The organism is Nocardia sp. PE-7, from assembly GCF_030486425.1.
Taxonomy (GTDB): domain Bacteria; phylum Actinomycetota; class Actinomycetes; order Mycobacteriales; family Mycobacteriaceae; genus Nocardia; species Nocardia salmonicida_A.
In genome coordinates, this window is the sequence record NZ_CP129614.1 from 5,663,159 (window position 1) to 5,686,775 (window position 23,617).

Here is a 23,617-nt window from a genome sequence, read left to right on the forward strand (position 1 = left end):
CGCCACGCGTCGGCTCACGCAGTCAGCTCCGACGCGACCGGCGACGGGCCGGATTCGGCACGGACCGAGTCGTTTTCGCTCACCGCGGCGGCCAGCGCGCGCTCCACCCATGCCATCTCCCCCTTGCTCGGTGTGCCACGCACGTCGGTCAGGAAGCTCGCCGCGACCTCCGCGTCGCGACGACCGTGCACCCGCTCGCGGTAGTGCAACTCCGGATTGCCTTCCGGGCGCGCCCATTCCACGTGCACCGCGTGCGGGAACCGCCCGCGCAGTTTACGCATCGGGTCCACCGGGCGGCTGGTGTCGGTGAGCGTGGCCGACACGTAGTGGTCCTCGGCCGCGGCGTATTCGGTATCGGTGAGCAGGGATTCGAGAGTGCCGGTGAGCCTGCTCAGCCCGCGTACCAGCGGCAGATCGTGGCGATGCACCGCGGCGAGCCCCTCGGCGTCGAGGTCGACGATCCACACCGCCTTACGGTGCGAACTCTCGCCGAACGAATACGGCAGCGGAGATCCGCTGTAGCGCACCGACTCCGACAACGTCTGCGGCGAGTGCAGGTGTCCCAGCGCCACATAGTCGATGCCGTCGAAGGCCGACATCGAGACCGTCTCCACACCGCCCACCGAGATGGACCGTTCCGAACCCGTCGCTTCCCCGCCGACCACGAAGGCGTGCGCCAGCACCACCGTGCGGGTGCCGGATCTGGCGGCGATATCGGCGCGAATCCGCGCCATCGCGGCGTCGAGGATCTCCGCGTGTGAATGCGCCTGCGGCACACCCAGTTCGGCGCGGGTGATCTCCGGTTCCAGATACGGGATGCCGTAGAACGCCACGTCGCCGTCGCCGTCGGAGAGCACGATCGGCCGGTCCGCGTCGGCGACCCGCGTGCACAGATGCAGGCCACCGGCCGCGGCGAAGCTGGCGCCCGCGCCGAGTCGGGCGGGCGAATCGTGATTGCCCGAGGTGGCGACGATCGTCGCGCCCGCCGCTCGGATCGCCTCGAATCCGCGATTGCAGACGCCGATCGCGTCGGCGTTGGGGATGGAGCGGTCGTAGATGTCGCCGGGCACCACCACCACGTCGACCGATTCGGCCGCGACCAGCTCCGCGACGGCAGTCAGCACGCGTGCCTGATCGGCCAGCAGGTCGACACCGTGGAAGGTGCGCCCGATGTGCCAGTCGGAGGTGTGCAGGATCCGCATGTCGCGAACCGTAGGGCACACCCCCGACAGAATTCAATCGACGCACCACACGCGTGTAATTCACCGGCGTGCCGCACAGCGCGGCGCTCCCGCCGCCGTGACGGCCCGGCGAGTTCGCCACGACCGTCCCCGGTTTGCCGGGGAATTGCGAATTTGTCGGTGGCCTCGGGCAGTATCGCCGACATGACCGCTTCGATGCTCGTCGCGCTCGTCTTCGTCTTCGCCGCAGGCTTCGGTCTCGGCTGGTTGGGGCATTCCGCCCGTGGTGGGCAACGCGCCGCCACCGCGGAGGCCCGGCTCGCCGCGGCCGGGGACAATCAACGGTTGCTGCAGCAGTCGCTGCACTCGGCCAATGAGGATGCGGCGCGCAGGCATTCGGCCGCGATCGGTGCGATGGTCGATCCGCTGCGCGACGCGGTCGGCGCATTGGAGCAGCAGATCCGACAGGTCGAGCACCATCGGATCGACGCGTATTCGGGACTGCGCGAGCAGGTCGCGGGCATGCAACGCACCTCGCATCGACTCTCCGATCAGACCGGTCAGCTGGTCGCGGCGCTGCGCGCGCCGCAGGTGCGCGGCCGGTGGGGCGAGATCCAGCTGGAACGGGTCGTCGAACTGGCCGGGATGACCCGGCACTGCGATTTCGACACCCAGGTGAGTCGGCCCGGCGGCGACGATCGCGGCGTGGTGCGTCCCGACCTGGTGGTGCGGCTGGCCGGCGGCAGGCACATCGTCGTCGACGCGAAGGTGCCGTTCTCGGCGTATCTCGACGCGGCGACCACCGACGATCCCAGCCAACGCACGCAATTGCTGGCCCGCCACGCCAAGCACCTGCGCGCCCACGTCGACCAGCTGGCCGACAAGGCGTACTGGGCGGCCTTCGATCCGGCGCCGGAGTTCGTCGTGTTGTTCGTGCCCGGCGACCCGTTCCTCGACGCCGCGCTCACCACCGATGCCGACCTTCTGGAGTACGCGTTCGGCCGGAACGTGATTCTGGCAACCCCCACTACCTTGATTGCGCTGCTACGAACAGTGGCGTTCAGTTGGCGGCAGGAAGCGCTCTCGCGCGATATGGCAACGGTGCAGCAACTGGGTAAGGAGCTCTACACCCGGCTGGGTAAAGTCGCCGAACATCTGGACAATCTGGGCGTGAATCTCGGTAAGGCCGTAGCGGCTTTCAACGCGACAGTAGGCTCGGTGGAGTCGCGGGTCATGGTCACCGCGCGCCGGATGCACGATCTCGGTATCGCCGATCAGGAGCTCCCGGCAATCCGACTCACCGAGACCCGACCACGGGTCGTCGCGTTCGCCGACGCAGAGGATCGCATCTGAGATCCTCGTGCCGTGGCGCCTACGGGGGCGATGTGCAGTTAGTGTCATAGTGTGGCTGCTTCCCAACGTGCGCGACCCCGGGTGCCCGCGCCGCAACGTTCGATCGTGCCCTCGGTACCCGGCTTCCCCGCCTGGGCCGCGATTCTGCTCGCCGTGAGTGCGACGGGTCTCGGGTTCTTGATCGACGGATTCGGCGGAGAGACGTATCCCACAGGCACGTTCTCGGCGCTGTATGTACTCGGCTGCGTGCTCGCCGTCTGCGCGGTGCGCTTCCGCGGTCTGTTCTCCACCATGGTGATGCCGCCGCTGCTGCTGTTCGTCGCGGTGCCGGTGGCCTGCCAGATGCTGGGTGGGCGTGCCACCACCTCGATCAAAGACGTTCTGATGAACCTGATCATCCCGCTGGTGGAGCGCTTCCCCACGATGGCGCTGGCGACCGTGCTGGTACTCGCGATCGGCGGCGCCAGGATCGCGATCGCCAAGCGCGCGCCCCAGACGGCTCGCCCCACGCCGGAGCGCAAAACCGAACGCAAGCCGGTCAAGCGCCGTCGCCCCGAGCCGACCCCCGACCTCGCCACCGCCGCCCGCAAGCGACCACGCCGCGGCACCGCGGTCCTGGACGAGCCCGACACCGAGGTCGACATGGCGAGCCCGGCTCGCCGCCCCGCCAGACCCACCGAACCCAAACGCGCCCCCGCCCCCGCCGCCGCCCGGCCCCGCGAACCTCGCGAGCCCCGCGCCGCACGCGGTGAACCCCGCGCCGCCCGCGCCGCCGCCCCCCCGCGCGAACCCGAACCCTCCCGCGTCCCGCGCCGCCGCGGCGAAGCACCACCCCACCCCCAACCGAACGTGCGCTACCGCGACCGAGCCGACTCCGCCCGCACAGAACGCCGCCGCCCGGACAACGTCTGAAAACAAAGAAATCCCCGCCGTACAAACGGCGGGGATTTTCTTTCGAGAGCCCACTGATCCAGCAAGAACATGGGTAACTCACCGGGTACGGGCTAACCCAGCCACGCTGATGGTCTGGCCGCCAGCACAACTCTCCCCGCACCCAAGTCCGGCCTCAAGTCGCGGAGAGGCGCGCAGGCCGGAGTTCGCGGGGGAGGGAGAAGACCAGGGTTTCGTTGGCTGTGGTCACCGGCTGCACCTCACCGAAGCCGTGCTCGGCCAGCAGGTCGAGTACCCCGGTCACCAGGATCTCCGGCACCGAAGCACCCGAGGTGATGCCGATGGTCTGCACGCCCTCGAGCCAGGTCAGATCGACCTCGCGCGCGTAGTCGACCAGGTAGGCCGCCTTCGCACCGGCGCCGAGCGCCACCTCGACCAGTCGCACCGAGTTCGACGAGTTGCGCGAACCGACCACGATCACCAGATCGCATTCGGGCGCCATCGCCTTGACCGCGGTCTGGCGGTTGGAGGTGGCGTAGCAGATGTCGTCGCTGGGCGGGTCCTGCAGCGTCGGGAAGCGTTCGCGCAGCCGCTCGACGGTTTCCATGGTCTCGTCGACCGAGAGCGTGGTCTGCGACAGCCAGATCACCTTCGACGGGTCGCGCACGGTCACCTTGTCCACCGAGTCGGGCCCGTCGACCAGCTGCACGTGCTCGGGCGCCTCACCGGCGGTGCCTTCGACTTCCTCGTGGCCCTCGTGGCCGATCAGCAGGATGTCGAAGTCGTCGCGGGCGAAGCGCTTGGCTTCCTGGTGCACCTTGGTGACCAGCGGGCAGGTGGCGTCGATGGTGCGCAGGTTCCGCTGCGCGGCGGTTTCGTGCACGATCGGCGCGACACCGTGCGCGGAGAACACGACCAGCGCGCCCTCCGGCACCTCGTCGGTCTCGTCGACGAAGATCACGCCCTGCTCACGTAGCGTTTCCACGACGTGGCGGTTGTGCACGATCTCCTTGCGCACATAGATCGGGGCGCCGTGTTTCTCGAGAGCCTTCTCCACGGTCTCGACGGCGCGGTCGACGCCTGCGCAGTAGCCGCGCGGCTCGGCCAGCAGCACGCGCTTGCCACCGGCAGCATTCGCGCCCGCGGAGCGCGTGATACCGACGTTCAAGGGGATTGCCGAGGTCATATTGCACAGCTTACGTGCGTGCGACGGGCCGGATCAGGTCGGATCAAGGGGCGAAAGTCACATAACAGGGGGCTGGACCTTTGCATCACACCCGACTTGCGGCAGGCTGGGGTCATGTTTCGACCTCCGTTCCTGGCCAGGGTGGCCGCCGGCGCCGCCGTCTATGCCTTAGAAGAGACCCGGCGACTTCCTGTCGCCGCGGTCAATTTCCCGATCACCGCGCTCAGTCGCGTGCTGCAGACCACGATGCATATGCAGCAGTTCGTCACCAGCCTCGCGCTCAAGGGTGACGGTGTGTTCGAGCGGCTGGGTTCGGCTCCGGCCGAGCAGCCCGAGTGGGCCACCTTCGACGAGGACGTCGAGCCCGCGCCCGCCGCCAACGGCCACACCAGCCGCTTCGATCTGTTCGAAGAGGCCGATGCCCCGCGGACCAACGGCAAAGTCGTGCCCACACCGCTGCTGCTGCTCGAGACCGAGGAAGAGGTCATCGAGCCCGCCGAAGAGCCCGCCGAGGAGGAGGTCGTGGCCCCCGAGGTCGCTATCCGCTACGACTACCCCGCGATGACGCTGGCCCAGCTGCGCGCCCGGCTGCGGATGCTGACCGTCGAGGAGCTGGCCCAGCTGCTCGACTTCGAACAGCGGACCCGCGCCCGCGCCCCCTTCGTCACGATGCTCACCAACCGCATCGCCACCGTCCAGGCGCAGTAACCGACCTTCCGTCGAGGCGGCCGCAATCCGACACAACGGATGCGGCCGCTTTTTGGTTGTGTCGGTGGCTCCGCGTAGAACTGACCTATGACTCAGGACGGCGTCGCGCAGACCGGCGCTCCGGCCAATTCGGCGGAGCAGCCGTATCCGGTGCGTTCGGTCGCGGTGAAGGTCGCCCAGTGGATCGAGCGGCTCGGCAGCATCTGGGTGGAGGGGCAGGTCACCCAGATCAATCTGCGCCCCGGCACCCGTACCGCCTTTCTGGTGCTGCGCGACGCCTCGGTGGACATGTCGCTGTCACTGACCTGCGATCCGGATCTGTTGCGCAGGCTGTCGGTGCCGTTGACCGAGGGCAGCCGCGTGGTCGTCTACGGCAAGCTGCACTTCTTCACCGGCCGCGGCACGGTCTCGTTGCGGGTCACCGAGATTCGCGCGGTCGGCATCGGTGAGCTGCTGGCGCGGATCGAACGGTTGAAAGCCCTGTTGACAGCCGAGGGGTTGTTCGACGCCCGGCTCAAGCGACCGTTGCCGTTTCTGCCCGCGACCATCGGGCTGATCACCGGACGGGCGAGCGCGGCCGAACGTGACGTGTTGTCCGTGGCCCAGAATCGCTGGCCCGCAGTCCGTTTCGTCATCCGGAACACCGCGGTGCAGGGTCCGACCGCGGTCCCGCAGATGCTCGAAGCCTTGGCCGAACTCGATCGCGATCCCGACGTCGAGGTGATCGTGCTGGCTCGCGGCGGTGGCAGCGTCGAAGACCTGCTGGCCTTCTCCGACGAAGCACTGTGCCGAGCGGTCGCCGCCGCCCGCACCCCGATCGTCAGCGCCATCGGCCACGAACCCGACAACCCGCTGCTCGACCTGGTCGCCGACCTGCGCGCGGCCACCCCCACCGACGCCGCCAAACGCATCGTCCCCGACGCCGCCGCCGAACTGGCCGGAGTCCGGGACATGCGCGCACGCTCGGCGGCGGCGTTGCGCGGCTGGGTGCAGCGTGAGGAGCACACCATCACGCAATTGCGATCGCGTCCTGTCCTCGCCGATCCGCTGCGCGAGCTGAATCACCGGCACGACGAGCTGGAGCGCTTGCGCACCGCCGCGCGACGCAGTGTCGAACAGCTCCTGCGCGGCGAGTCGACGACCACCCTGCACCTGCGCGAGAAGCTGACCGCCGTGGGTCCGGCCGCCACGCTGGCCCGTGGTTACGCTGTCGTGCAGCGCGTCGCCGGTCCCGAACGCCATGTCGTGCGTTCGATCGACGACTCCCCCGCGGGTAGCCAGCTCCGCATCAGGGTCGCCGACGGCGCGGTCACCGCCGCGGCCCTCGGCACCCAGCGACTGACGCCAGAGACCACCGACGAGAAGAGGAAGTGACCGTGGCCGACGCCGGTTCCGAGAACACCGCTGCCGACACCCTGGCCGAGATCGCGACCTTCGGCTACGAACGCGCCCGCGACGAGCTCATCAATGTGGTGAAGATGCTGGAACAGGGCGGCCTCGACCTCGACGACTCGCTGGTGCTGTGGGAACGCGGCGAAGCCCTCGCTACGCGCTGCGAACAGCATCTCGCCGGTGCTCGGCGCCGCGTGGAGGACGCGCTCTCCCGCGCGGATCTCGACTCCACCGACTGATCCGGCACCGGTTTCTGCGCCGGTGCACCGAACGCAATTCGCGCTTCACGGCCACGAAACACTGTCCCGGCACGCTGATCCTTGTTGATAAATCGATTGATCAGCTGGTTCGCTGGGAGGCCTACACCGTGGAGAGTTCCGTCGACAGAGTGTTCGTGCCGGTGAATTCCGCCCGGCAAGTACTACCGATGTCCCCTGTCGAAGCCTTGACCCAGCTGCGCACCGAACTCGGCCCCATCCACCACTCCACCGACACCCGCAAGTTGCGCAGCAAGAGCCGCGACCGCTTCGCGCAGAGCCCGGTGCTACGCGACCTGTTGCGCGGGCGCAACGCCGAGATCTACATCGCCCCGCGCGACAAGGAGGAACTGCGCGCCGCGGTCGCCGCGTGCGCGCGCCATCGCATCCCGATCACCGTGCGCGGCGCGGGTTCCGGGCAGTTCGGGCAGTGCGTGCCGCTGCGCGGCGGCGCGGTGATCGACGTGACCGCCCTGGCCGGGGTGCTCGGCTGGCACGGTGATCGCGGCAGGCAGATCCCGCGCACCGTCAGGGCGCTCACCGGCACGGTGATGGCCGATATCGATGCGGCGATCCGCCCGTCGGGCTGGGAGCTGCGCATGCATCCGTCCACCTCGCAGCAGGCCACCGTCGGCGGTTACATCGCGGGCGGACACGCCGGAATCGGCAGCTGCCAGTGGGGAATTCTGCGTGACACCGGCAATATCACCGCGCTGGAAGTGATGACGGTGGAAGAACATCCGCGGTTGATCGAACTGCGCGGGCGCGATGTGAACACCGTGCACCACGCCTACGGCGCCAACGGCATCATCACCGAGGTCGAACTCCCGGTCGCACCGGCCTGGGAATGGCACGAGCTGGTGATCTCGTTCCCGGACTTCGCACAGGCGGCACGCTTTTCGGTCGACATCTGCAACAGCGACGGTGTGCTGAAGAAGGTCGTCTCGCCCCACGCGCATCCGCTCCCCCAGTACTTCCCGGAGCTGGCGGGGCTCGTGCCCGACGGCGAAGCGATGGTGCTGGTGATGGCGGCCGTGCAGTCGGTCCCGAACGTGGAGGATCTCGTGCACGCCAACGGCGGCCGGATCCGCTACCGCTGCCTCGAGGGCAAAGGCGTCTACGGCGCACCGCTGTACGAATTCACCTGGGGGCATTCGATGATGCGCTACCAGCGCCGCAACAAGCAGCTGATCGGACTGCTCGCGCTGTACCCGCAGGAGAACCTGTTCGAGTCGATCCTGCGGATCCACCGCGACTTCGCCGACCTCGGCCCGCTGCATCTGGAGATGAAGCGGATCGACGGCGGCCTGTCGTGCCAGGGCTCGCCGGTCTTCGAGTTCGAGAGTCAACACCAGCTGGCGACGATCACCGCGCGGTTGGAGCAGGCCGGGCTGTTCATCGCCAACCCCCACACGCCCGTCCTCGGCGCCGGCGGCATGAAGCCGTGGGGGCCGAAAGAAGCTGCGCTCAAACGGGATTTCGATCCCTACGGCCTGCTGGCACAGGGCAAGGCCGACGACGTCGTCGGCACCGACATCATTTCCACCTCGACGGCGCTGCCCAACAGCGGCTGGTCCTACCGACTGAGCAACTGAGAAGGCCGCCCATTTTTCGTTTCCGTACAGCGATGTCGGACTACGCACGCGCGCTCAGGTCTTCGTGATCTCCCGAGTGCTCGCTTCCCGGATCACTCTCGGGCACAAAGCATTTCGCCTCATTGGTGGCAAGATTATTCCGTCCCGGCGGTACGGCCCGGGCCCCATCACCCAACCGGAGTGCGAATCGTGAAGAGTGTCTCGGCTTTCCTCGCCTCGGCGGCGTCGGCCACCGTGGTCGTGCCCGCCGCGTGGTTCGGTCTACTCACCGCGTTCCTCCGGATCGGACCGCGAATCGGCCAGACCTCGAGGGATGGGTGGTCCTCTCTCGCATTACCCCGGAACTCATTGCCCAGCAAGCGGATCGGCGCCGTCGAACGTGTCGTCGCGCTGCGCTTCGCCGATCCCTCGGTAATCTCATGACCACGAAGGAGGTGCGCGTGCCACCGAGGCCGACCATGCGCGATATCGCGGCCGCCGCGGGCGTCTCTCCGTCGGCGGTGTCGCTCGCGCTCGCGGGCAAGGGCCGGATGGAGGACAGCACCCGCGCCCGCATCCTGGCCACCGCCACCGAACTCGGCTACCGCATCAACCGCGAGGCCAGGGCATTGCGCACCGGGCGCACGATGGTGATCGGGCTGGTCACCTCGATGGTCGCCGATCAGGTCGACGACCACGAATCACGCCTGGACTGGTACACCCGCACCGCCCTGGCCGCCGCCGACGAGTCCTTCCGGCACGGCTACGCGCTGGTCCTCGTCCCACCGCTGGGCGAGCGCGACCAGTTACACGATCTCGCCGCCGACGGCGTCCTGCTCATCGACCCCGACCCGGCCGAAGGCATCGTCGAAACGGCGACCGCCCGCGGCCTGGCGGTGGTGACGATCGGCGGTCACGCGCCCGCTCCGGCGAGCTCGGTATCGCTCGACCGCGACGCGGCGGTCGACCTGGCGATGACGCATTTCCTGAGTACCGGCGCTCGCCGACCCGCCCTTCTGGTCGACAACAGCGGCCGCCAGAACGCCGCCGCCAGCAGGGCCGCCTACGAACGCTGGAGTCGCACCGCCGGCATGACGCCGATCGTGGCGGCCGTCGATTTCGCCGGGGGCGGCGGCCGCACCAGACTCGCCCATCGCGCGTGCGTGCGACTGCTGACCGAACGCCCCGACGTCGACGCCGTGTACGCCCCGCTGGACTCGGTCGCCGCCGGTTGCGTCACCGCGGCCCGCGAACTCGGCCGCACCATCGGCGCCGACCTGGGCCTGATCACCTCCGAGGGCAGCATCGCCCGTGACAACGATCCGCCACTGACCGCGATCAATACCCATCGCGAAGAGCAGGCAGCGGCGGCGGTTCGCATGCTGGTCACAGCCCTCGCCAGCGGCGAAAGAGCACCGAACCAAACTTTTCTACCCAGCCTGATCGTGCGCTGAACCCACCGGACTCGAAGCCGGGTGCGGCCGCTACTTCGACAGCGGTTGGGCGGTGGTGATCGCCGTGGCCAGCGTCGTGAACGCGGCTTCGTTGCCCGCGCCGGTGATCAGAATGCGCACCCCACCGAGGTCGGCGATCCAGCCGGTTTCCTCGGTCGGCTCGGAATAGACGACCCACCGCTGCCCGGCCACCTCTTGTGTCCCGGTCGGGTAGCGCGAGCCGAGTACCTGCCGCGACAACGCCTCCTCGGAGGCACCGGTCTGCGAATACCGCATATAGGTCCCCTGCGGCGTGATGTAGCCGACCGTGCTCACCGCACCGCCGCCGGCGGCGGCGATGGTGTCGCGGCTGCCGGAGTTCGACGTCCAGCCCTGCGGCAACGTCGGGTTGCGGATCGGGAACGACAGCGTCTTCGCGTCGGATTTCAGGGCGGCGTCGGCGTCGAAATGCGGGATCTGACCCTGCGTCGGGCCGTTCGTCGCCACCGTGCACTGGCTCGCCACGCCCGCCAGCACCACCGCGGCCAGCACCAACGGGATCAACGACCAGAACAGATCGCGGTAGTCGTTGAAAATGCGGTGCTTGGTCTGTGCCACGGCTACCAGTATCCACTCGAGCTATGACCAGGCCGCCCAGGGGTCATCGCAGGAGGTCGTGCACGAGCGTGCCGTTTCGAAATGCGACAATGCACCCGTATCACCAACGCCAAGGAGGCACTCCGCAATGACGCCCACCTCGCCCGTCCCCAGCCGCCGCGAGGCACCCGATCGCAACCTCGCACTGGAGCTGGTCCGCGTCACCGAGGCAGGCGCGATGGCGAGTGGCCGTTGGGTCGGCCGTGGCGACAAGGAAGGTGGCGACGGCGCTGCCGTCGACGCCATGCGTCAGCTCGTCAGCTCGGTGTCCATGAAGGGCATCGTCGTCATCGGCGAAGGCGAGAAGGACGAAGCGCCGATGCTCTACAACGGTGAGCTCGTCGGCGACGGCACCGGCCCCGAGGTCGACTTCGCGGTCGACCCGGTCGACGGCACCACCCTGATGTCGAAGGGCTCCCCCGGCGCCATCTCCGTGCTCGCGGTCGCCGAGCGCGGCGCCATGTTCGACCCGTCCGCGGTGTTCTACATGCACAAGATCGCGGTGGGCCCCGACGCCGCGGGCTCGATCGACATCACCGCCCCGATCGGCGAGAACATCCGCCGCGTGGCCAAGGCCAAGCGCCTCTCGGTGTCCGATCTGACCGTCTGCATCCTGGACCGTCCCCGCCACGAGGACACCATCCAGCAGGCGCGCGACGCGGGCGCTCGCATCCGCCTCATCTCCGACGGTGACGTCGCGGGCGCCATCGCCGCCGCGCGTCCCGAGTCCGGCGTCGACATCCTGGTCGGCATCGGCGGCACCCCCGAGGGCATCATCGCCGCCGCCGCGCTGCGCTGCCTCGGCGGTGAGCTGCAGGGCATGCTCGCCCCGAAGGACGACGAAGAGCGGCAGAAGGCGATCGACGCGGGCCACGATCTGGACCGCGTGCTCTCGACCACCGACCTGGTCTCCGGCGACAACGTCTTCTTCTGCGCCACCGGCGTCACCGACGGCGACCTGCTGCGCGGCGTGCGCTACTACGCAGGTGGCGCGTCCACCCAGTCGATCGTGATGCGGTCGAAGTCGGGCACCGTCCGCATGATCGACGCCTACCACCGCCTGACGAAGCTGCGCGAGTACTCCTCGGTCGACTTCGACGGCGACGACAGCGCGAACCCGCCGCTGCCCTGACATAGGCGGCCGGGGCCGCGGGGTTCGCGGCCCCGAGGGCTCGCGTTCGCGGGTCGATACTGCGCCTGCGGCGTTCCGTCTCGACCCGCGAACGCGAGCCGGCCGCGAACGGGCTCGTAAGACTCGCCTGTGTCGGTCGTCTCTGGATGTATTCCCGCCGACTGTGTGGGAATCACCGCTGGTGTGGGGCCACCATTCGCGGTGTTCTCGTCCTAGGGTCGAACTATGGCTGACGACGACGGGCAGTACCGGATCGAGCACGACACCATGGGGGAGGTTCGCGTCCCTGTCGACGCCCTGTGGCGGGCGCAGACGCAGCGGGCCGTCGAGAACTTCCCGATCAGCGGACGTGGGCTCGAACGAGCCCAGATCCGGGCACTCGGTCTGCTGAAAGCCGCCTGCGCGCAGGTCAACAAGGACCTCGGGCTGCTCGATCCGGTCAAGGCCGACGCGATCATCGCGGCGGCGGGCGAGATCGCCAACGGTGCGCACGACGACCAGTTCCCGATCGACGTGTTCCAGACCGGTTCGGGCACCAGCTCGAACATGAACGCCAACGAGGTGATCGCCTCGATCGCCGCGCGTAACGGTGTGACCGTGCACCCCAACGACGACGTGAACATGTCGCAGTCCTCCAACGACACCTTCCCCACCGCGACACACCTGGCCGCCACCGAGGCCGTGATCACCGAACTCGTTCCCGCGCTGGACCATCTGCGCCTCGCCCTGCTCGACAAGTCGCAGCAGTGGCGCACCGTCGTGAAGTCGGGCCGCACCCACCTGATGGACGCGGTGCCGGTGACGCTCGGCCAGGAATTCGGCGGCTACACCCGTCAGATCGCCGCGGGCATCGAGCGCGCGATGGCCACCCTGCCGCGCCTCGGCGAGTTGCCGATCGGCGGCACCGCGGTGGGCACCGGACTCAACGCGCCCGCCGGATTCGGCACGAAGGTCGTCGCGGAACTGGTGCGCACCACGGGAATCGACGCGCTGCGCGAAGCCCATGATCACTTCGAGGCGCAGGCCGCGCGCGACGGACTCGTCGAGGCCTCCGGCGCGCTGCGAACCATCGCGGTGAGCCTGACCAAGATCGCCAACGATATCCGCTGGATGGGTTCGGGCCCGCTCACCGGGCTCGGCGAATTGCAGCTTCCTGACCTGCAGCCGGGCAGCTCGATCATGCCGGGCAAGGTGAATCCCGTACTGCCCGAGGCGGTGACGCAGGTGGCGGTGCAGGTGGTCGGCAACGACGCGGCGATCGCGTTCGGCGGGGCGAGCGGGGCGTTCGAGCTCAATGTCTACATCCCGGTGATGGCCCGCAACCTGCTGGAGTCGATTCGCCTGCTGGCCAACGTTTCTCGACTGTTCGCCGACAGGTGCGTGAGCGGCCTGGTCGCCAACGAGGAGCACCTGCGCACACTCGCCGAATCGTCGCCGTCGATCGTCACCCCGCTCAACTCGGCCATCGGTTACGAGGAAGCGGCCGCCGTCGCCAAAGAGGCGTTGCGCGAGAAGAAGACGATCCGTCAGACCGTCATCGATCGCGGGCTGGTCCCGGACAAGCTCTCGCTCGAAGAACTCGATCGCAAGCTCGACGTGCTGGCCATGGCCGACGTCGACCGCTGAGAAGACGAACGGCCGCCACCTCGAAGCAGGTGACGGCCGTTCGCGCAGCGGCTCAGGCCAGGTGCGCGAGTTCCGCGCGAGCCTTCTCCCCCGCTTCGCTGAAATCGGTGCGGGAGAAGATGTTCCAGCGCTGCAGCAACGGCTTGAACACCAGTTCGTCTTCGTTGGCACGGTCGTAGATGCCGGCCTCGGCCAGCGCCTCGTCGCTCGATCCGCCACCGGGCAGATCCACGTGCGGCACCCGGAAGTCGGCGACTCGATCGGCGATCGCGCGCACACCCTGGTCGGGAACCAGGTCGAGGGCGGCGGCGACGAGCGCGGCGAAGAACTCGGCCTGCAGTTCGTCGTCGGCGGCCAGCTTCTCGGCCATCGCGGTGACGATCGGGTTCTCGCCGAGCGCGGCGGTGTTGCGATGCCGGATCGCGGCAGCGGCCTCTTCGAACGCGCAGGTGGCCAGCACGTCGATCAGGTGCATGGCAGGCCGGTTGAAACCATCGGTCATGTGCTGCATGCGGGCCCGCTCGAGCGCGACCGGGTCCACCGCACGCGTGAGCATGAGGTAGTTGCGGATCATGATCTCGTGGCGGTTCTCCTCCGCCGTCCACCGGCCGACCCAGCGCCACCAGGGGCCGATGCGCAGGTGCTTGCCGAGCTCACGGTGGTAGGACGGCAGATTGTCGGCGACCAGGACGCTCACGGTCAGCGCGAGCCTGGCGGTCTCGCTGAGCTCGGACTGTTCCGGGCTCCAATCGGTGCCACCGAGGAAGGCGAAGTTGCGCCCGTCCGACCACGGCACCTGCTCGTGCGGCTGCCAGCCGTCGGCCACCTCGATGTGGCGACGCAGGTTGATTTCCACCTCGTCCGCGAGCGAATCCAGCAGCTCGCGGTCGGTCAAAGTTTTCTGCACCCCGACAACCTAGTACTTCGTGCGCAAGCGCGGGGACCTACGGGGTGAACCAGGCCCCCGCGCTGGGGCCGAGCACAACGCTCTTACTTGGGCGTCACCGTGATCTCACCGTTGACCCAGGTGATGGTGCCACCGGTGAAGTCGCTCTGCTTGCCGCCGGCGATGTCCTTCTCGTCGCTGGTCGGGTAGCCCAGCGTGCCGTTGGCGCCGCCGTTCTCCTCCCACGCCTCACGAATCTCGCCCCAGACGATATGGGCGCCGGAATCCTTGCTCCAGTAGATGGTGCCGCCGGTGAAGTCCTGGTACTCGCCGCCGTCGGGGCCGGCTTCCTGGGCTTCTTCCGGTGCGCCGAGCGGGCTGGCCGCGCCGCCGACCGCCACGTACTTCTTGTAGACCTCACCGGAAATGGTGATGTCACCGTTCGGGGTGGAGATGGTGGTCGATTCGCCTGCCGCTCCACTGGTGGTGGCCGCACCGGAGGTGGTCTCGGTGCCGGAGGTGGTTTCCGAACCCGGGGTGGTGGTCATGCCGCCCATGCCCGGCGTGGTGGTCGCGCTGCCCCCGGGGGCGCCGATGGCGGAGGTCACCGAGGCGACGGCGTCGTTGGCCTTGTCCTTGTCGTCGTCGCTGCAGCCGGCGGCGAGCAGCAGACCCGCCGCGGCCAGGACCGCGGCGCTCCCGGCAACAGTACGTCGAGCGAAGTGGTTCATATCCATCCTCTCGCGAGTGGCCCCCCGGGGCTGCACCCCGGAACGGAGCCTGGCCGACATCCGCAACGGCCCGGCGGAACAGTGTTCGCCGAGCCGTTGCTGGATTGGTGTCGAAGCGGATATTACCCACCGTTCGCGGTAATCAAACGGATTCGGACCGTGACGCGGCCCGATAGCCGGTGATTACGCGTTGGGCCCGTACTCCTCGAGCATCTCGGTCACCAGCGCCGCGATCGGCGAGCGCTCGCTGCGAGTGAGCGTGATGTGCGCGAAAAGCGGATGACCCTTGAGCTTTTCGATCACCGCCGCCACGCCGTCGTGCCTGCCCACCCGCAGATTGTCGCGCTGGGCGACGTCGTGGGTGAGCACCACCCGAGAACCCGTGCCGAGGCGGCTCAACACCGTCAGCAGCACATTGCGCTCGAGCGACTGCGCCTCGTCGACGATCACGAACGAATCGTGCAGCGACCGACCACGAATGTGGGTCAGCGGCAGCACTTCGAGCATGTCGCGACTGAGCACCTCCTCGAGCACCTCACGGCTGGCCAGCCCGTCGAGCGTGTCGAAGACGGCCTGTGCCCACGGGCCCATCTTCTCGCTCTCCGAACCCGGCAGATAGCCCAGTTCCTGCCCGCCCACCGCGTACAGCGGCCGGAACACGACCACCTTGCGCTGGGTCCGGCGCTCCAGTACCGCCTCGAGCCCGGCGGTCAACGCCAGCGCCGACTTACCGGTACCGGCGCGTCCACCCATCGACACGATCCCGATGCTCTCGTCGAGCAGCAGATCGAGTGCGATGCGCTGTTCGGCCGAACGCCCGTGCAGGCCGAATGCCTCCCGCTCCCTGACCAGTTGGATCCGCTTGTCGGCGGTGACCCGGCCCAGCGCGCTGGAGCTGGTACCCAGCAACCGAACACCGGTGTGGCACGGCAGTTCTCGCGCGTCGTCGAGGTCGATCACCGAATCGGTGTAGAGCTGATCGATCTGGGCGCCCGCGACGTCGAGTTCCACCATGCCGCTCCAGCCGGAGGTCACCACGTCCTGGGCGTGGTACTCGTCGGCCGACAAGCCGACCGCGCTGGCCTTGACGCGCAGCGGGATGTCCTTCGACACCAGCACCACGTCTTCGCCCTCGGCCGAGAAATTCAGCGCGCAGGCCAGGATGCGGGAATCGTTGGTGTCGGAACGGAACCCGGCGGGCAGCACCGACGAGTCGGTGTGGTTGAGCTCCACCTGCAGGGTGCCGCCGTCGGTGCCGATGGGCAGCGCCTGGTCGAGCCTGCCGTGCTGCACACGCAGGTCATCGAGCATGCGCAGAGCTTCGCGGGCGAACCAGCCGAGCTCGTGGTGGTGCCGTTTCGCCTCCAGCTCACTGATCACGACCAGGGGTAGGACCACACTGTGTTCCCCGAACCGGGTGACAGCCCAGGGATCCGACAGGAGTACGGAGGTGTCGACGACAAAAGTCTTGCGACCGGAACGTGAGGGGCGAGCCCCTTTCTTCGAGGCCGAATTGCTCGAGGCCGAGGCCGAGGCCGTGTGCTTCGCGGAATTGGAAACGGAGCGTGCAGCAGTCACGGTGGGCTCCTTATGTGTTCGCACGGCACCCGCGCGAACGATCTCGCTGGACCGGTCCGTCCTTGTGGGCGCTTGACGCTGAGTCAACCGCCCCGAGGGCCAGGTGCCGGCCCTCTCGCACTGAGTAGCTCAGTCACGGTCAGGACCTCCCGTACGAATCACACCGACGCGACTCGCATCACCGACGCTACCGCCGAATTCGCGGCCGCGCTGCTGGACCGGCACACGTGTCCGTGAATTTGTCGTTAACCGGCACTGTCGCGCCGGATCCGGCGCGTCCGCGTCGTCGAGCGCTAGAGTCGATGGCATGGCCGATGAGCAGGATCTGGACAAGCTGACGTCGAAAGAACTGCACGATCGCGCGGTGAAGACCGCCGTGCACCACGGTGATGTGAAGTTCCTGTGGGAACTGCTGAAGTCGATCCCGGCGGCTCAGGCCGAGGCGGGCGACCTGGGCGAGAGCTCGGCCGACATCAAATACGTGCTGCCGATGATCGACGACTACTTCCACGCGGGCGACGGCAAACTGGCCGATGTGCTGCGACCGACCTACCTGGCGTATCTGCGCAAGCACCAGTAGTCAGCGTCCGCGGATCGCCTTCACCACGCCCACGATGGTGCCGCGCAGGACATTGCCCTTGCTGAAGTGGTCGTCCCACAGCACGATTCGGCCGTCGCGCAGCTCGAAGGTGCCACTCACCCAGAAGCCGATCCGCACCGGGCCGAAGTGCAGGTAGTCGGTGCGGTCGGTGAGCACGATGTCGCCGTCGGCGGCGATGTGGTGGATCTCCGCGGAGAACCCGAGCTTGGGACGATCCAGGCCGCGCAACACCGCGGCGACTCGCTTCTTGCCGCGCACGCTGGGCAGCGAGGCGTTCTTCCAGACGATCTCGGGATCGAGCAGATCCAGGGCCTCGTCGACCGCACTGAGCTCGAGCGCGTTGAAGAATTCGCGCACGATGGTGACAGCGGGCTCCGGCAGTTCCGGCTCGTCGGTCATGGGATGAGCCTAGGGCTCCGATCGCCGCGGGACCAGGGGTCTGCTCAGTTTCGCTGGTCGATCAGGACGGCGAGTCCGGCGATGATCCGGTCGACGCCGAACCGCAGGGCGTCGTTCGGGCCGCCTCTGCCCACCGGGGCGGCGGCCTCCTCGGCGAAGGCCGCGCGTACCTCGGGATAGCGGCCCGCGGCGGCGGTCATCATCGCGGTGAACTGCTCGGTGAACTGCACTTCGCCGTCGCCGCTGATCGACGCGACCTGCTGGGCCAGATTGCGGGCGTGACCGTTGAGCAAGACGATCGTGTCCAGCTTCTCCGAGCCGGTGAGGCCGGTCCCCGCCAACGCGGTGAGCGCGGCTTCGGTCCATCCCATCTCGTTCGGACCGAACGGGCGCACGCCGAGGGTGAGCTCGATCGTCCACGGGTGCGCGAGGTAGCGGGCGAAGATCGCCTCACCCCAATCCCGCAGGCCGGTGCGCCAATTCTGTTGCGCATTCGCGGTATTCGGCGGCTCGCCCATCGCCGTGTCGAGCATCAGCGCGGTGAGCTGCTCTTTGCCCGGCACGTACCGGTACAGCGACATCTTGGTGAAGCCGAGGCGTTCGGCCAGGCGCTGCATCGACAACGCCGACAGCCCTTCGGCATCGACGAGCGCGATGGCCTCGGCGACGATCCCGTCGAGGGTGAGTGCGGGTTTGGGCCCGCGCTTGGGGCGCTGCGTGGTCCCCCACAGCAGCTCGACTGTGGTCGGCGGCGGCATCTGTCCATCCTCTCGAAAATCATCTTGACGCGAAACTGTGTCTACCATACTCTAATCTGCATCCACCGGATACAGATTCCACCGGACACAGAACTTCTAGGAGCTCCCATGCGTACCGTTCTCATCTCCGGCGCCAGCATCGCCGGCCCCGCCCTCGCTTACTGGCTGCACCGATACGGCTTTTCCGTCACCGTCGTCGAGCGCGCCCCCGCACTCCGGGCGGGCGGACAGGCGGTGGACTTCAAGGGCAGGACCCACCTCACCGTGCTGGAGCGAATGGGCATCCTCGAGGAGGTTCGGGCCAGACGTACCGGCACCACCGACCTGGTTCTCGTCGACGCCGACGGGCACGAGCTCGCGGTGATGTCCGGCGAGTTCACCGGCGGCGACCTCGAGATCCTGCGCGGCGACCTGGCCGAGATCATGTACGACGCGACCGCCGACTCCGTCGAATACCTCTTCGGCGACACCATCACCGACCTCCGCGATACCGGCGACGGGGTGGCGGTGCGGTTCGAGCACAACCAGCCGCGCACCTTCGACCTCGTCCTCGGTGCCGACGGAATCCATTCCCGGGTAAGAAAATTGGCGTTCGGCCCCGAATCCGACTACGTCACCCACCTGGGCTACTACTACTGCGTGGCAGGCGCGAGTCGCTGGAGCGACGCGGCCACTCCCCGCGACAAAGCGTCGGGCTACGCCCACAACACCCCGGGCAAACTCGCCATCGACGGCGGCCCGAAGGCGCAGCAGATGTACATGTTCGCCGCTCCCGAACTCCACTACCCCCGCAACGACGCCGCCGCCCAACGCCGCATCATCGAAGAAACCTTCGCCGACATGAGCTGGCACGCCCCCCGCATGCTCACCGACCTGGCCGACTTCGACGACATCTACCTCGATTCGATCAGCCAGGTCCGCCTCGACGGCGCCTACACCCGAGGCCGCGTCGCCCTCGTCGGCGACGCCGCCTATGGAAACACCCTGGCGGGCTTCGGAACCGGCCTCGCCGTAGTCGGCGCGTACGTGCTGGCAGGCGAACTAGCTTCCGCCGCAGGCGATCACGTCGCCGCTTTCGCCAACTACGACCGCATCATGAAGCGCTACGCCAAAATCGCGGGCAACACCAACGCCGGCCCCTTCCTCGCGCCGAAGACCGCCCTCGGCATCAAGGCCCGCAACTGGTTCCTCGGCTCCCGCTTCTTCACCCTGATGATGAAATACGGCGACAAAGCCGCCAACGACATCGACCTGATCGACTACCCGCAACTGGTCGGGGTGTAGCCCTTGACTTGGAGTACACTCCAAGTCATATCGTCGAGGACATGAGCATTCGACTCGGTTACCAGATGCCCAACTTCAGCAACACCGCTTCGGTGCGTGAGCTGTTTCCCGCGGTGATCGCGCAGGCCAGGGAGGCGGAGGCGGCGGGGTTCGACGCCGCGTTCGTGATGGATCACTTCTACCAGTTGCCGTTGATCGGCGAGCCGCAGGAGCCGATGCTGGAGGCCTACTCCGCGCTGTCGGGGTTGGCTACCGCGACCGAGCGAATTCAGTTGTCCGCCTTGGTGACCGGTAATACCTACCGGAACCCGGCGCTGCTGGCCAAGACTGTCACCACGCTCGACGTGGTGAGCGGCGGGCGGGCGGTACTCGGGATCGGGGCGGGGTGGTTCGAGCTCGAGCATCAGCAGTACGGGTTCGAGTTCGGCACGTTCACCGAGCGATTCGAGCGGCTCGACGAGGCGTTGCAGATCATCACGCCGATGCTGCGCGGACAGCGTTCCACCCTCGACGGCAAGTGGTATCGCACCGAGAACGCGATGAACGAGCCCCGCATCCGCGACGACCTGCCGATCCTGCTCGGCGGCGGTGGCGAGAAGAAGACCTTCGCCATGGCCGCTCGCTTCGCCGACCACCTCAACATCATCTGCAACGCCTCCGAGCTGCCACGCAAACTCGACGCCCTGCACCAGCGGTGCGACGAAGCGGGCCGCGCCCCCGCCACCCTCGAAACCAGCTTCCTCGCCTTCGCCATCGTCGACGAAGACGGCGACCGCGCCCGAAAGACGCAGACCGACATCCTGTCCCGCATGGGCATAGACCTCTCGACCATGACCGACGCCGAACGCCGCGCCACCGTCGCCGACCGCCAGTTCGTCGGCACACCGGACGAAGTAGCCGAGCAGATCCAGACCCGAGTGCTCGACCACGGCGTCGACGGTCTCATCGTCAACCTGATCGTCAACGGCCACGAACCCGGCGTCATCGAGCAGGTCGGCCGCGCCCTGCGCCCCCTGGTGAACTGAGCTCACCACGAAGCGAAGTGGTCTTCTCCCCGTTGACGGATTCGCTGGCGGCGGCGGAAGAAGACCTCTTCGGGGGTGACTGTGGTCAGGGCATCGGTGATGCGGCTCAGCCGGGTGTCGTAGCGGTTCTCGTGGATGTGACGTTCGATGCCGGCTTGCCATTCGGGGGAAAGGCGCGACCAGATCGCCGCGACCCTGGACTGGGCGGCCGGTTCGGATTCGGCGAGGAGTTGCAGGAGGGCGGGCCAATAGGTGGCGTCGGTCGCGTGGGCGGGCAGGGCGGCTACCGACGCGTGGTCCAGTTCGGCGAGGGTCGCGGCGATGTGGCGGCGGGCCGGTTCGCTCAGCCGGGCCGACAGTGCGAACAGGCCGCGCCACGGGTCGGCTTCGTTCTTGCCGTCCAGCGAGCGGACCAGCGCGCTGAGCACGTCGGTGTCGGCGAACTGGGGGTTCGTCGACAGTGCCCACAGCGCCACCGGGTTGAGTCGGCCGATCACGGTGAGCAGGGCGGTGGACGCGTTCCGGTTGACGGCGGTGAGCAGGAATCGACCGACCTCGTGGGTGGTGCCGCGGCCGAAGAAGATATCGCCGAGGCTGCCCGCGATATCGGGGGCGACCTTGCAGAACAACGCGAGCATGGCGTGATGCAGGGTGGGCGGACCGGCCAGCACCGTCTGGAGCATTCCCGGAATCCGCTGTCGTGGGCCCGCGAGCAATTGCCGCACGATCCGGCTCAGCGTGTGCGCGGGGTAGGCGTAGGCGGCGGTGAAGATCAGCCCTGCGTCATCGAGGACGGTCTGCTCCAGTGCCGCGATCAGCGGTTCGTCCACCACCGCGAGGAACCGCGCCGCCGTCACGTAGTCGCGACGGCGCAGTAGCTCGTTGATGATGCGGGTGATCGGCTCCGGCCTGCCGTATCGCATCAGTTGTTCGAAGACGTTCGGGTCGAGGTACGGCGCGCCGTCCGCGGCGTAGACGGCGTCGACCGAGCACAACGCCTGCGCGCACTTCACGGGGTGTTTGGGACCGACCGCCCCGAGGAATCTGGCCGCCAGCACCGGCGGCACCACCCGCTCGAACAGCGCGAGGCCGAGCGCGCCCGGAAAGATCGGCACGAGCAAGCTGATCCGCCGGAACGTGTCCGCGTGCTCGGCGTGCAGTGCCCGCAGAATCTGCTGCTGCATCGCCGAAAGGTGCACGGCGCCGAGACGCGCCAGCGGCGCGAGGTGTTGCGGCGGCACCTGCAGTGTGCGCGCGAGTACGACGAGTTGGGTCTGGGCTTCCAGTTCGGTCTCGATCATCGGTTCAGCGGCCGAAAATGATCTTGCGAGTCATCTTGCGCAGCGGAGCGGGCATCGCGACGAGCGCGGCGTCGATGGCCCGGCGCAGTGCCCGCACCTCGTTGGCCCGCGCGGCTCGGAACAGTTCGATCATCTCCCTGGCCTCGGCCTCGGTGAGCAACTCGAACGCATGCACCTCCCCGCCGACCTCACGCGCAAGCTCACGTCGATATCCCATGCGGACTGACCATGCCGTATTTCATTACCCCCGTAGGCACTTCCTCAGAAATTTGTGCGTTCCGACAATCACACGTCACAACCCCTGTCACCACGACACGCTCCTACCTCGAAACGGCGAATCGCCCCGGTCGACCGAGGTTTCGGTCGACCGGGGCGATTCGCGAGTGTGAGCCGGTCTCAGCCGAGCAGACGCCAATCTTCGAGGCCCTGGTAGAGCGGGACGCTCTGGGCCAGCTTGGAGACCCGACCACGCAGCGTGTCGGTGTCGGAGGAGCCCGCGAGGGTGGCGGCGATGATGTCGGCCACCTCGGTGAACTCGGTGTCGCCGAAACCACGGGTCGCCAGCGCGGCCGTGCCGATGCGCAGGCCCGAGGTGACCATCGGGGGGCGCGGGTCGAAGGGAACCGCGTTGCGGTTGACGGTGATGCCGACCTCGTGGAGGAGGTCCTCGGCCTGCTGACCGTCGAGCTCGGAGTTGCGCAGGTCGACCAGGACCAGGTGTACGTCCGTGCCGCCGGTGAGGACGGAGACGCCCTTGTCCTTGACGTCGGCGCCGGTCAGCCGCTCGGCGAGGATCCGGGCACCGGACAGGGTGCGGACCTGGCGGTCGGCGAACTCCTCGGTGGCGGCGATCTTGAACGCGGCGGCCTTGGCGGCGATCACGTGCATGAGCGGGCCGCCCTGCTGGCCGGGGAACACCGCGGAGTTGAGCTTCTTGGCGAACTCCTGCTTGGCCAGGATCAGGCCGGAGCGGGGGCCGCCGAGCGTCTTGTGCACGGTGGAGGACACGACGTCGGCGTAGGGCACCGGAGAGGGGTGCAGACCGGCGGCGACCAGGCCGGCGAAGTGGGCCATGTCGACCCACAGGTAGGCGCCGACCTCGTCGGCGATCTCGCGGAAGCGCGCGAAGTCCTGGTGACGCGGGTAGGCCGACCACCCGGCGACGATCACCTTCGGCTTGGCCTTGAGTGCGATGTCACGCACCTCGTCCATGTCGATGCGGTGGTCTTCCTTGCTCACGCCGTAGGAGTGGACGTCGTAGAGCTTGCCCGAGAAGTTCAGGCGCATACCGTGGGTGAGGTGCCCGCCGTGTGCGAGATCGAGGCCGAGCAGGGTCTCGCCCGGGTTCATCAGCGCCATCAGCACCGCGGCGTTGGCCTGCGCGCCCGAGTGGGGCTGCACATTGGCGAACTCGGCGCCGAACAGTTCCTTGGCGCGGTCACGAGCCAGGGTCTCCACCACGTCGACAGCCTCGCAGCCACCGTAGTAGCGGCGGCCCGGGTAACCCTCGGCGTACTTGTTCGTGAGGACGGAGCCCTGCGCCTGCAGGACCGCGCGCGGCACGAAGTTCTCCGAAGCGATCATCTCGAGGGTGTCGCGTTCGCGGGCGAGCTCGCCCGCCATCGCGGCGGCCAACTCGGGATCGAGCTCACCGAGAGACTGGG

23 protein-coding genes are annotated in these 23,617 nt (G+C 68.0%); 12 read left to right on the forward strand and 11 right to left on the reverse strand.

Going from position 1 to position 23,617, the window contains the following annotated elements; translation table 11 throughout:
- Positions 1 to 14: 14 nt before the first annotated feature.
- Complete coding sequence (locus QX204_RS26615) at positions 15 to 1,202, reverse strand: exonuclease SbcCD subunit D (protein ID WP_301903228.1); 1,188 nt, start codon at positions 1,200 to 1,202, stop codon at positions 15 to 17.
- Positions 1,203 to 1,385: 183 nt separating this feature from the next.
- Here QX204_RS26615 and QX204_RS26620 point away from each other — a divergent pair, with 183 nt between their 5' ends.
- Both QX204_RS26620 and QX204_RS26625 read left to right on the forward strand, forming a co-directional pair.
- On the forward strand, positions 1,386 to 2,534 hold the full coding sequence (locus QX204_RS26620; RefSeq protein ID WP_301903230.1) for a DNA recombination protein RmuC: 1,149 nt from the start codon (positions 1,386 to 1,388) through the stop codon (positions 2,532 to 2,534).
- Positions 2,535 to 2,585: 51 nt separating this feature from the next.
- The gene (locus tag QX204_RS26625) at positions 2,586 to 3,446 is read left to right on the forward strand and encodes a DUF6542 domain-containing protein (protein WP_301903232.1); all 861 of its coding nucleotides are present in this window, start codon (positions 2,586 to 2,588) and stop codon (positions 3,444 to 3,446) included.
- A gap of 154 nt (positions 3,447 to 3,600) precedes the next feature.
- Here the strand turns inward: QX204_RS26625 and QX204_RS26630 are convergent, their stop codons facing one another.
- Complete coding sequence (locus QX204_RS26630; protein WP_301903234.1) at positions 3,601 to 4,611, reverse strand: 4-hydroxy-3-methylbut-2-enyl diphosphate reductase; 1,011 nt, start codon at positions 4,609 to 4,611, stop codon at positions 3,601 to 3,603.
- Between the two features lie 114 nt (positions 4,612 to 4,725).
- Here QX204_RS26630 and QX204_RS26635 point away from each other — a divergent pair, with 114 nt between their 5' ends.
- The 5 genes from QX204_RS26635 (at position 4,726) to QX204_RS26655 (ending at position 9,996) form a co-directional block, all read left to right on the forward strand.
- On the forward strand, positions 4,726 to 5,319 hold the full coding sequence (locus QX204_RS26635) for a lipid droplet-associated protein (protein WP_301903236.1): 594 nt from the start codon (positions 4,726 to 4,728) through the stop codon (positions 5,317 to 5,319).
- 87 nt (positions 5,320 to 5,406) lie between these two features.
- Complete coding sequence (xseA, locus tag QX204_RS26640) at positions 5,407 to 6,693, forward strand: exodeoxyribonuclease VII large subunit (protein ID WP_301903237.1); 1,287 nt, start codon at positions 5,407 to 5,409, stop codon at positions 6,691 to 6,693.
- A gap of 2 nt (positions 6,694 to 6,695) precedes the next feature.
- The gene (locus QX204_RS26645; protein ID WP_056816031.1) at positions 6,696 to 6,950 is read left to right on the forward strand and encodes an exodeoxyribonuclease VII small subunit; all 255 of its coding nucleotides are present in this window, start codon (positions 6,696 to 6,698) and stop codon (positions 6,948 to 6,950) included.
- Positions 6,951 to 7,138: 188 nt separating this feature from the next.
- Positions 7,139 to 8,563, forward strand: coding sequence for an FAD-binding oxidoreductase (locus QX204_RS26650; RefSeq protein ID WP_301903239.1), 1,425 nt, complete (start codon positions 7,139 to 7,141; stop codon positions 8,561 to 8,563).
- A 419-nt stretch (positions 8,564 to 8,982) separates the two neighbouring features.
- A complete protein-coding gene (locus QX204_RS26655; RefSeq protein WP_301903240.1) occupies positions 8,983 to 9,996 on the forward strand; it encodes a LacI family DNA-binding transcriptional regulator in 1,014 nt (337 codons plus the stop codon).
- Positions 9,997 to 10,026: 30 nt separating this feature from the next.
- Here QX204_RS26655 and QX204_RS26660 read toward each other — a convergent pair whose 3' ends face one another.
- A complete protein-coding gene (locus QX204_RS26660; protein WP_301903242.1) occupies positions 10,027 to 10,593 on the reverse strand; it encodes a DUF4245 domain-containing protein in 567 nt (188 codons plus the stop codon).
- A 127-nt stretch (positions 10,594 to 10,720) separates the two neighbouring features.
- Between QX204_RS26660 and glpX the strand changes: the two genes are divergently transcribed.
- Together glpX and QX204_RS26670 are read left to right on the forward strand one after the other, a co-directional pair.
- Positions 10,721 to 11,764, forward strand: a complete 1,044-nt coding sequence (gene glpX / locus QX204_RS26665; protein ID WP_301903244.1) for a class II fructose-bisphosphatase — start codon at positions 10,721 to 10,723, stop codon at positions 11,762 to 11,764.
- A gap of 225 nt (positions 11,765 to 11,989) precedes the next feature.
- The gene (locus QX204_RS26670) at positions 11,990 to 13,390 is read left to right on the forward strand and encodes a class II fumarate hydratase (protein ID WP_301903245.1); all 1,401 of its coding nucleotides are present in this window, start codon (positions 11,990 to 11,992) and stop codon (positions 13,388 to 13,390) included.
- A gap of 52 nt (positions 13,391 to 13,442) precedes the next feature.
- Here the strand turns inward: QX204_RS26670 and QX204_RS26675 are convergent, their stop codons facing one another.
- The 3 genes from QX204_RS26675 to QX204_RS26685 all read right to left on the reverse strand — a co-directional run bounded on the left by QX204_RS26675 (position 13,443) and on the right by QX204_RS26685 (position 16,447).
- Positions 13,443 to 14,297 carry an acyl-ACP desaturase gene (locus QX204_RS26675; RefSeq protein ID WP_301903246.1) on the reverse strand — a complete coding sequence of 285 codons (855 nt, stop codon included), beginning with the start codon at positions 14,295 to 14,297 and terminating at the stop codon, positions 13,443 to 13,445.
- Between the two features lie 83 nt (positions 14,298 to 14,380).
- Positions 14,381 to 15,007: an LGFP repeat-containing protein gene (locus QX204_RS26680; RefSeq protein WP_301903247.1), complete on the reverse strand. Its 627-nt coding sequence runs from the start codon at positions 15,005 to 15,007 to the stop codon at positions 14,381 to 14,383.
- A gap of 183 nt (positions 15,008 to 15,190) precedes the next feature.
- Positions 15,191 to 16,447 carry an RNA 5'-3' helicase PhoH2 gene (locus tag QX204_RS26685; RefSeq protein WP_301908127.1) on the reverse strand — a complete coding sequence of 419 codons (1,257 nt, stop codon included), beginning with the start codon at positions 16,445 to 16,447 and terminating at the stop codon, positions 15,191 to 15,193.
- A 445-nt stretch (positions 16,448 to 16,892) separates the two neighbouring features.
- Here QX204_RS26685 and QX204_RS26690 point away from each other — a divergent pair, with 445 nt between their 5' ends.
- Positions 16,893 to 17,165: a hypothetical protein gene (locus QX204_RS26690; protein ID WP_301903248.1), complete on the forward strand. Its 273-nt coding sequence runs from the start codon at positions 16,893 to 16,895 to the stop codon at positions 17,163 to 17,165.
- Here the strand turns inward: QX204_RS26690 and QX204_RS26695 are convergent, their stop codons facing one another.
- Both QX204_RS26695 and QX204_RS26700 read right to left on the reverse strand, forming a co-directional pair.
- Positions 17,166 to 17,585, reverse strand: coding sequence for a limonene-1,2-epoxide hydrolase family protein (locus tag QX204_RS26695; RefSeq protein WP_301903249.1), 420 nt, complete (start codon positions 17,583 to 17,585; stop codon positions 17,166 to 17,168). It abuts the gene before it with no gap.
- A gap of 44 nt (positions 17,586 to 17,629) precedes the next feature.
- On the reverse strand, positions 17,630 to 18,343 hold the full coding sequence (locus QX204_RS26700; protein WP_301903250.1) for a TetR/AcrR family transcriptional regulator: 714 nt from the start codon (positions 18,341 to 18,343) through the stop codon (positions 17,630 to 17,632).
- A gap of 108 nt (positions 18,344 to 18,451) precedes the next feature.
- Between QX204_RS26700 and QX204_RS26705 the strand changes: the two genes are divergently transcribed.
- Positions 18,452 to 19,627, forward strand: a complete 1,176-nt coding sequence (locus QX204_RS26705; RefSeq protein WP_301903252.1) for an FAD-dependent monooxygenase — start codon at positions 18,452 to 18,454, stop codon at positions 19,625 to 19,627.
- A gap of 41 nt (positions 19,628 to 19,668) precedes the next feature.
- Complete coding sequence (locus QX204_RS26710) at positions 19,669 to 20,652, forward strand: LLM class F420-dependent oxidoreductase (RefSeq protein WP_301903254.1); 984 nt, start codon at positions 19,669 to 19,671, stop codon at positions 20,650 to 20,652.
- 2 nt (positions 20,653 to 20,654) lie between these two features.
- Here QX204_RS26710 and QX204_RS26715 read toward each other — a convergent pair whose 3' ends face one another.
- The 3 genes from QX204_RS26715 to glyA all read right to left on the reverse strand — a co-directional run bounded on the left by QX204_RS26715 (position 20,655) and on the right by glyA (position 23,576).
- A complete protein-coding gene (locus QX204_RS26715) occupies positions 20,655 to 21,953 on the reverse strand; it encodes a hypothetical protein (protein ID WP_301903256.1) in 1,299 nt (432 codons plus the stop codon).
- Between the two features lie 4 nt (positions 21,954 to 21,957).
- Entirely contained in the window at positions 21,958 to 22,170 is a 213-nt protein-coding gene (locus QX204_RS26720) for a hypothetical protein (protein WP_301903258.1), read from the reverse strand.
- Between the two features lie 179 nt (positions 22,171 to 22,349).
- Entirely contained in the window at positions 22,350 to 23,576 is a 1,227-nt protein-coding gene (gene glyA, locus QX204_RS26725) for a serine hydroxymethyltransferase (RefSeq protein ID WP_245661722.1), read from the reverse strand.
- Positions 23,577 to 23,617 lie beyond the last annotated feature (41 nt).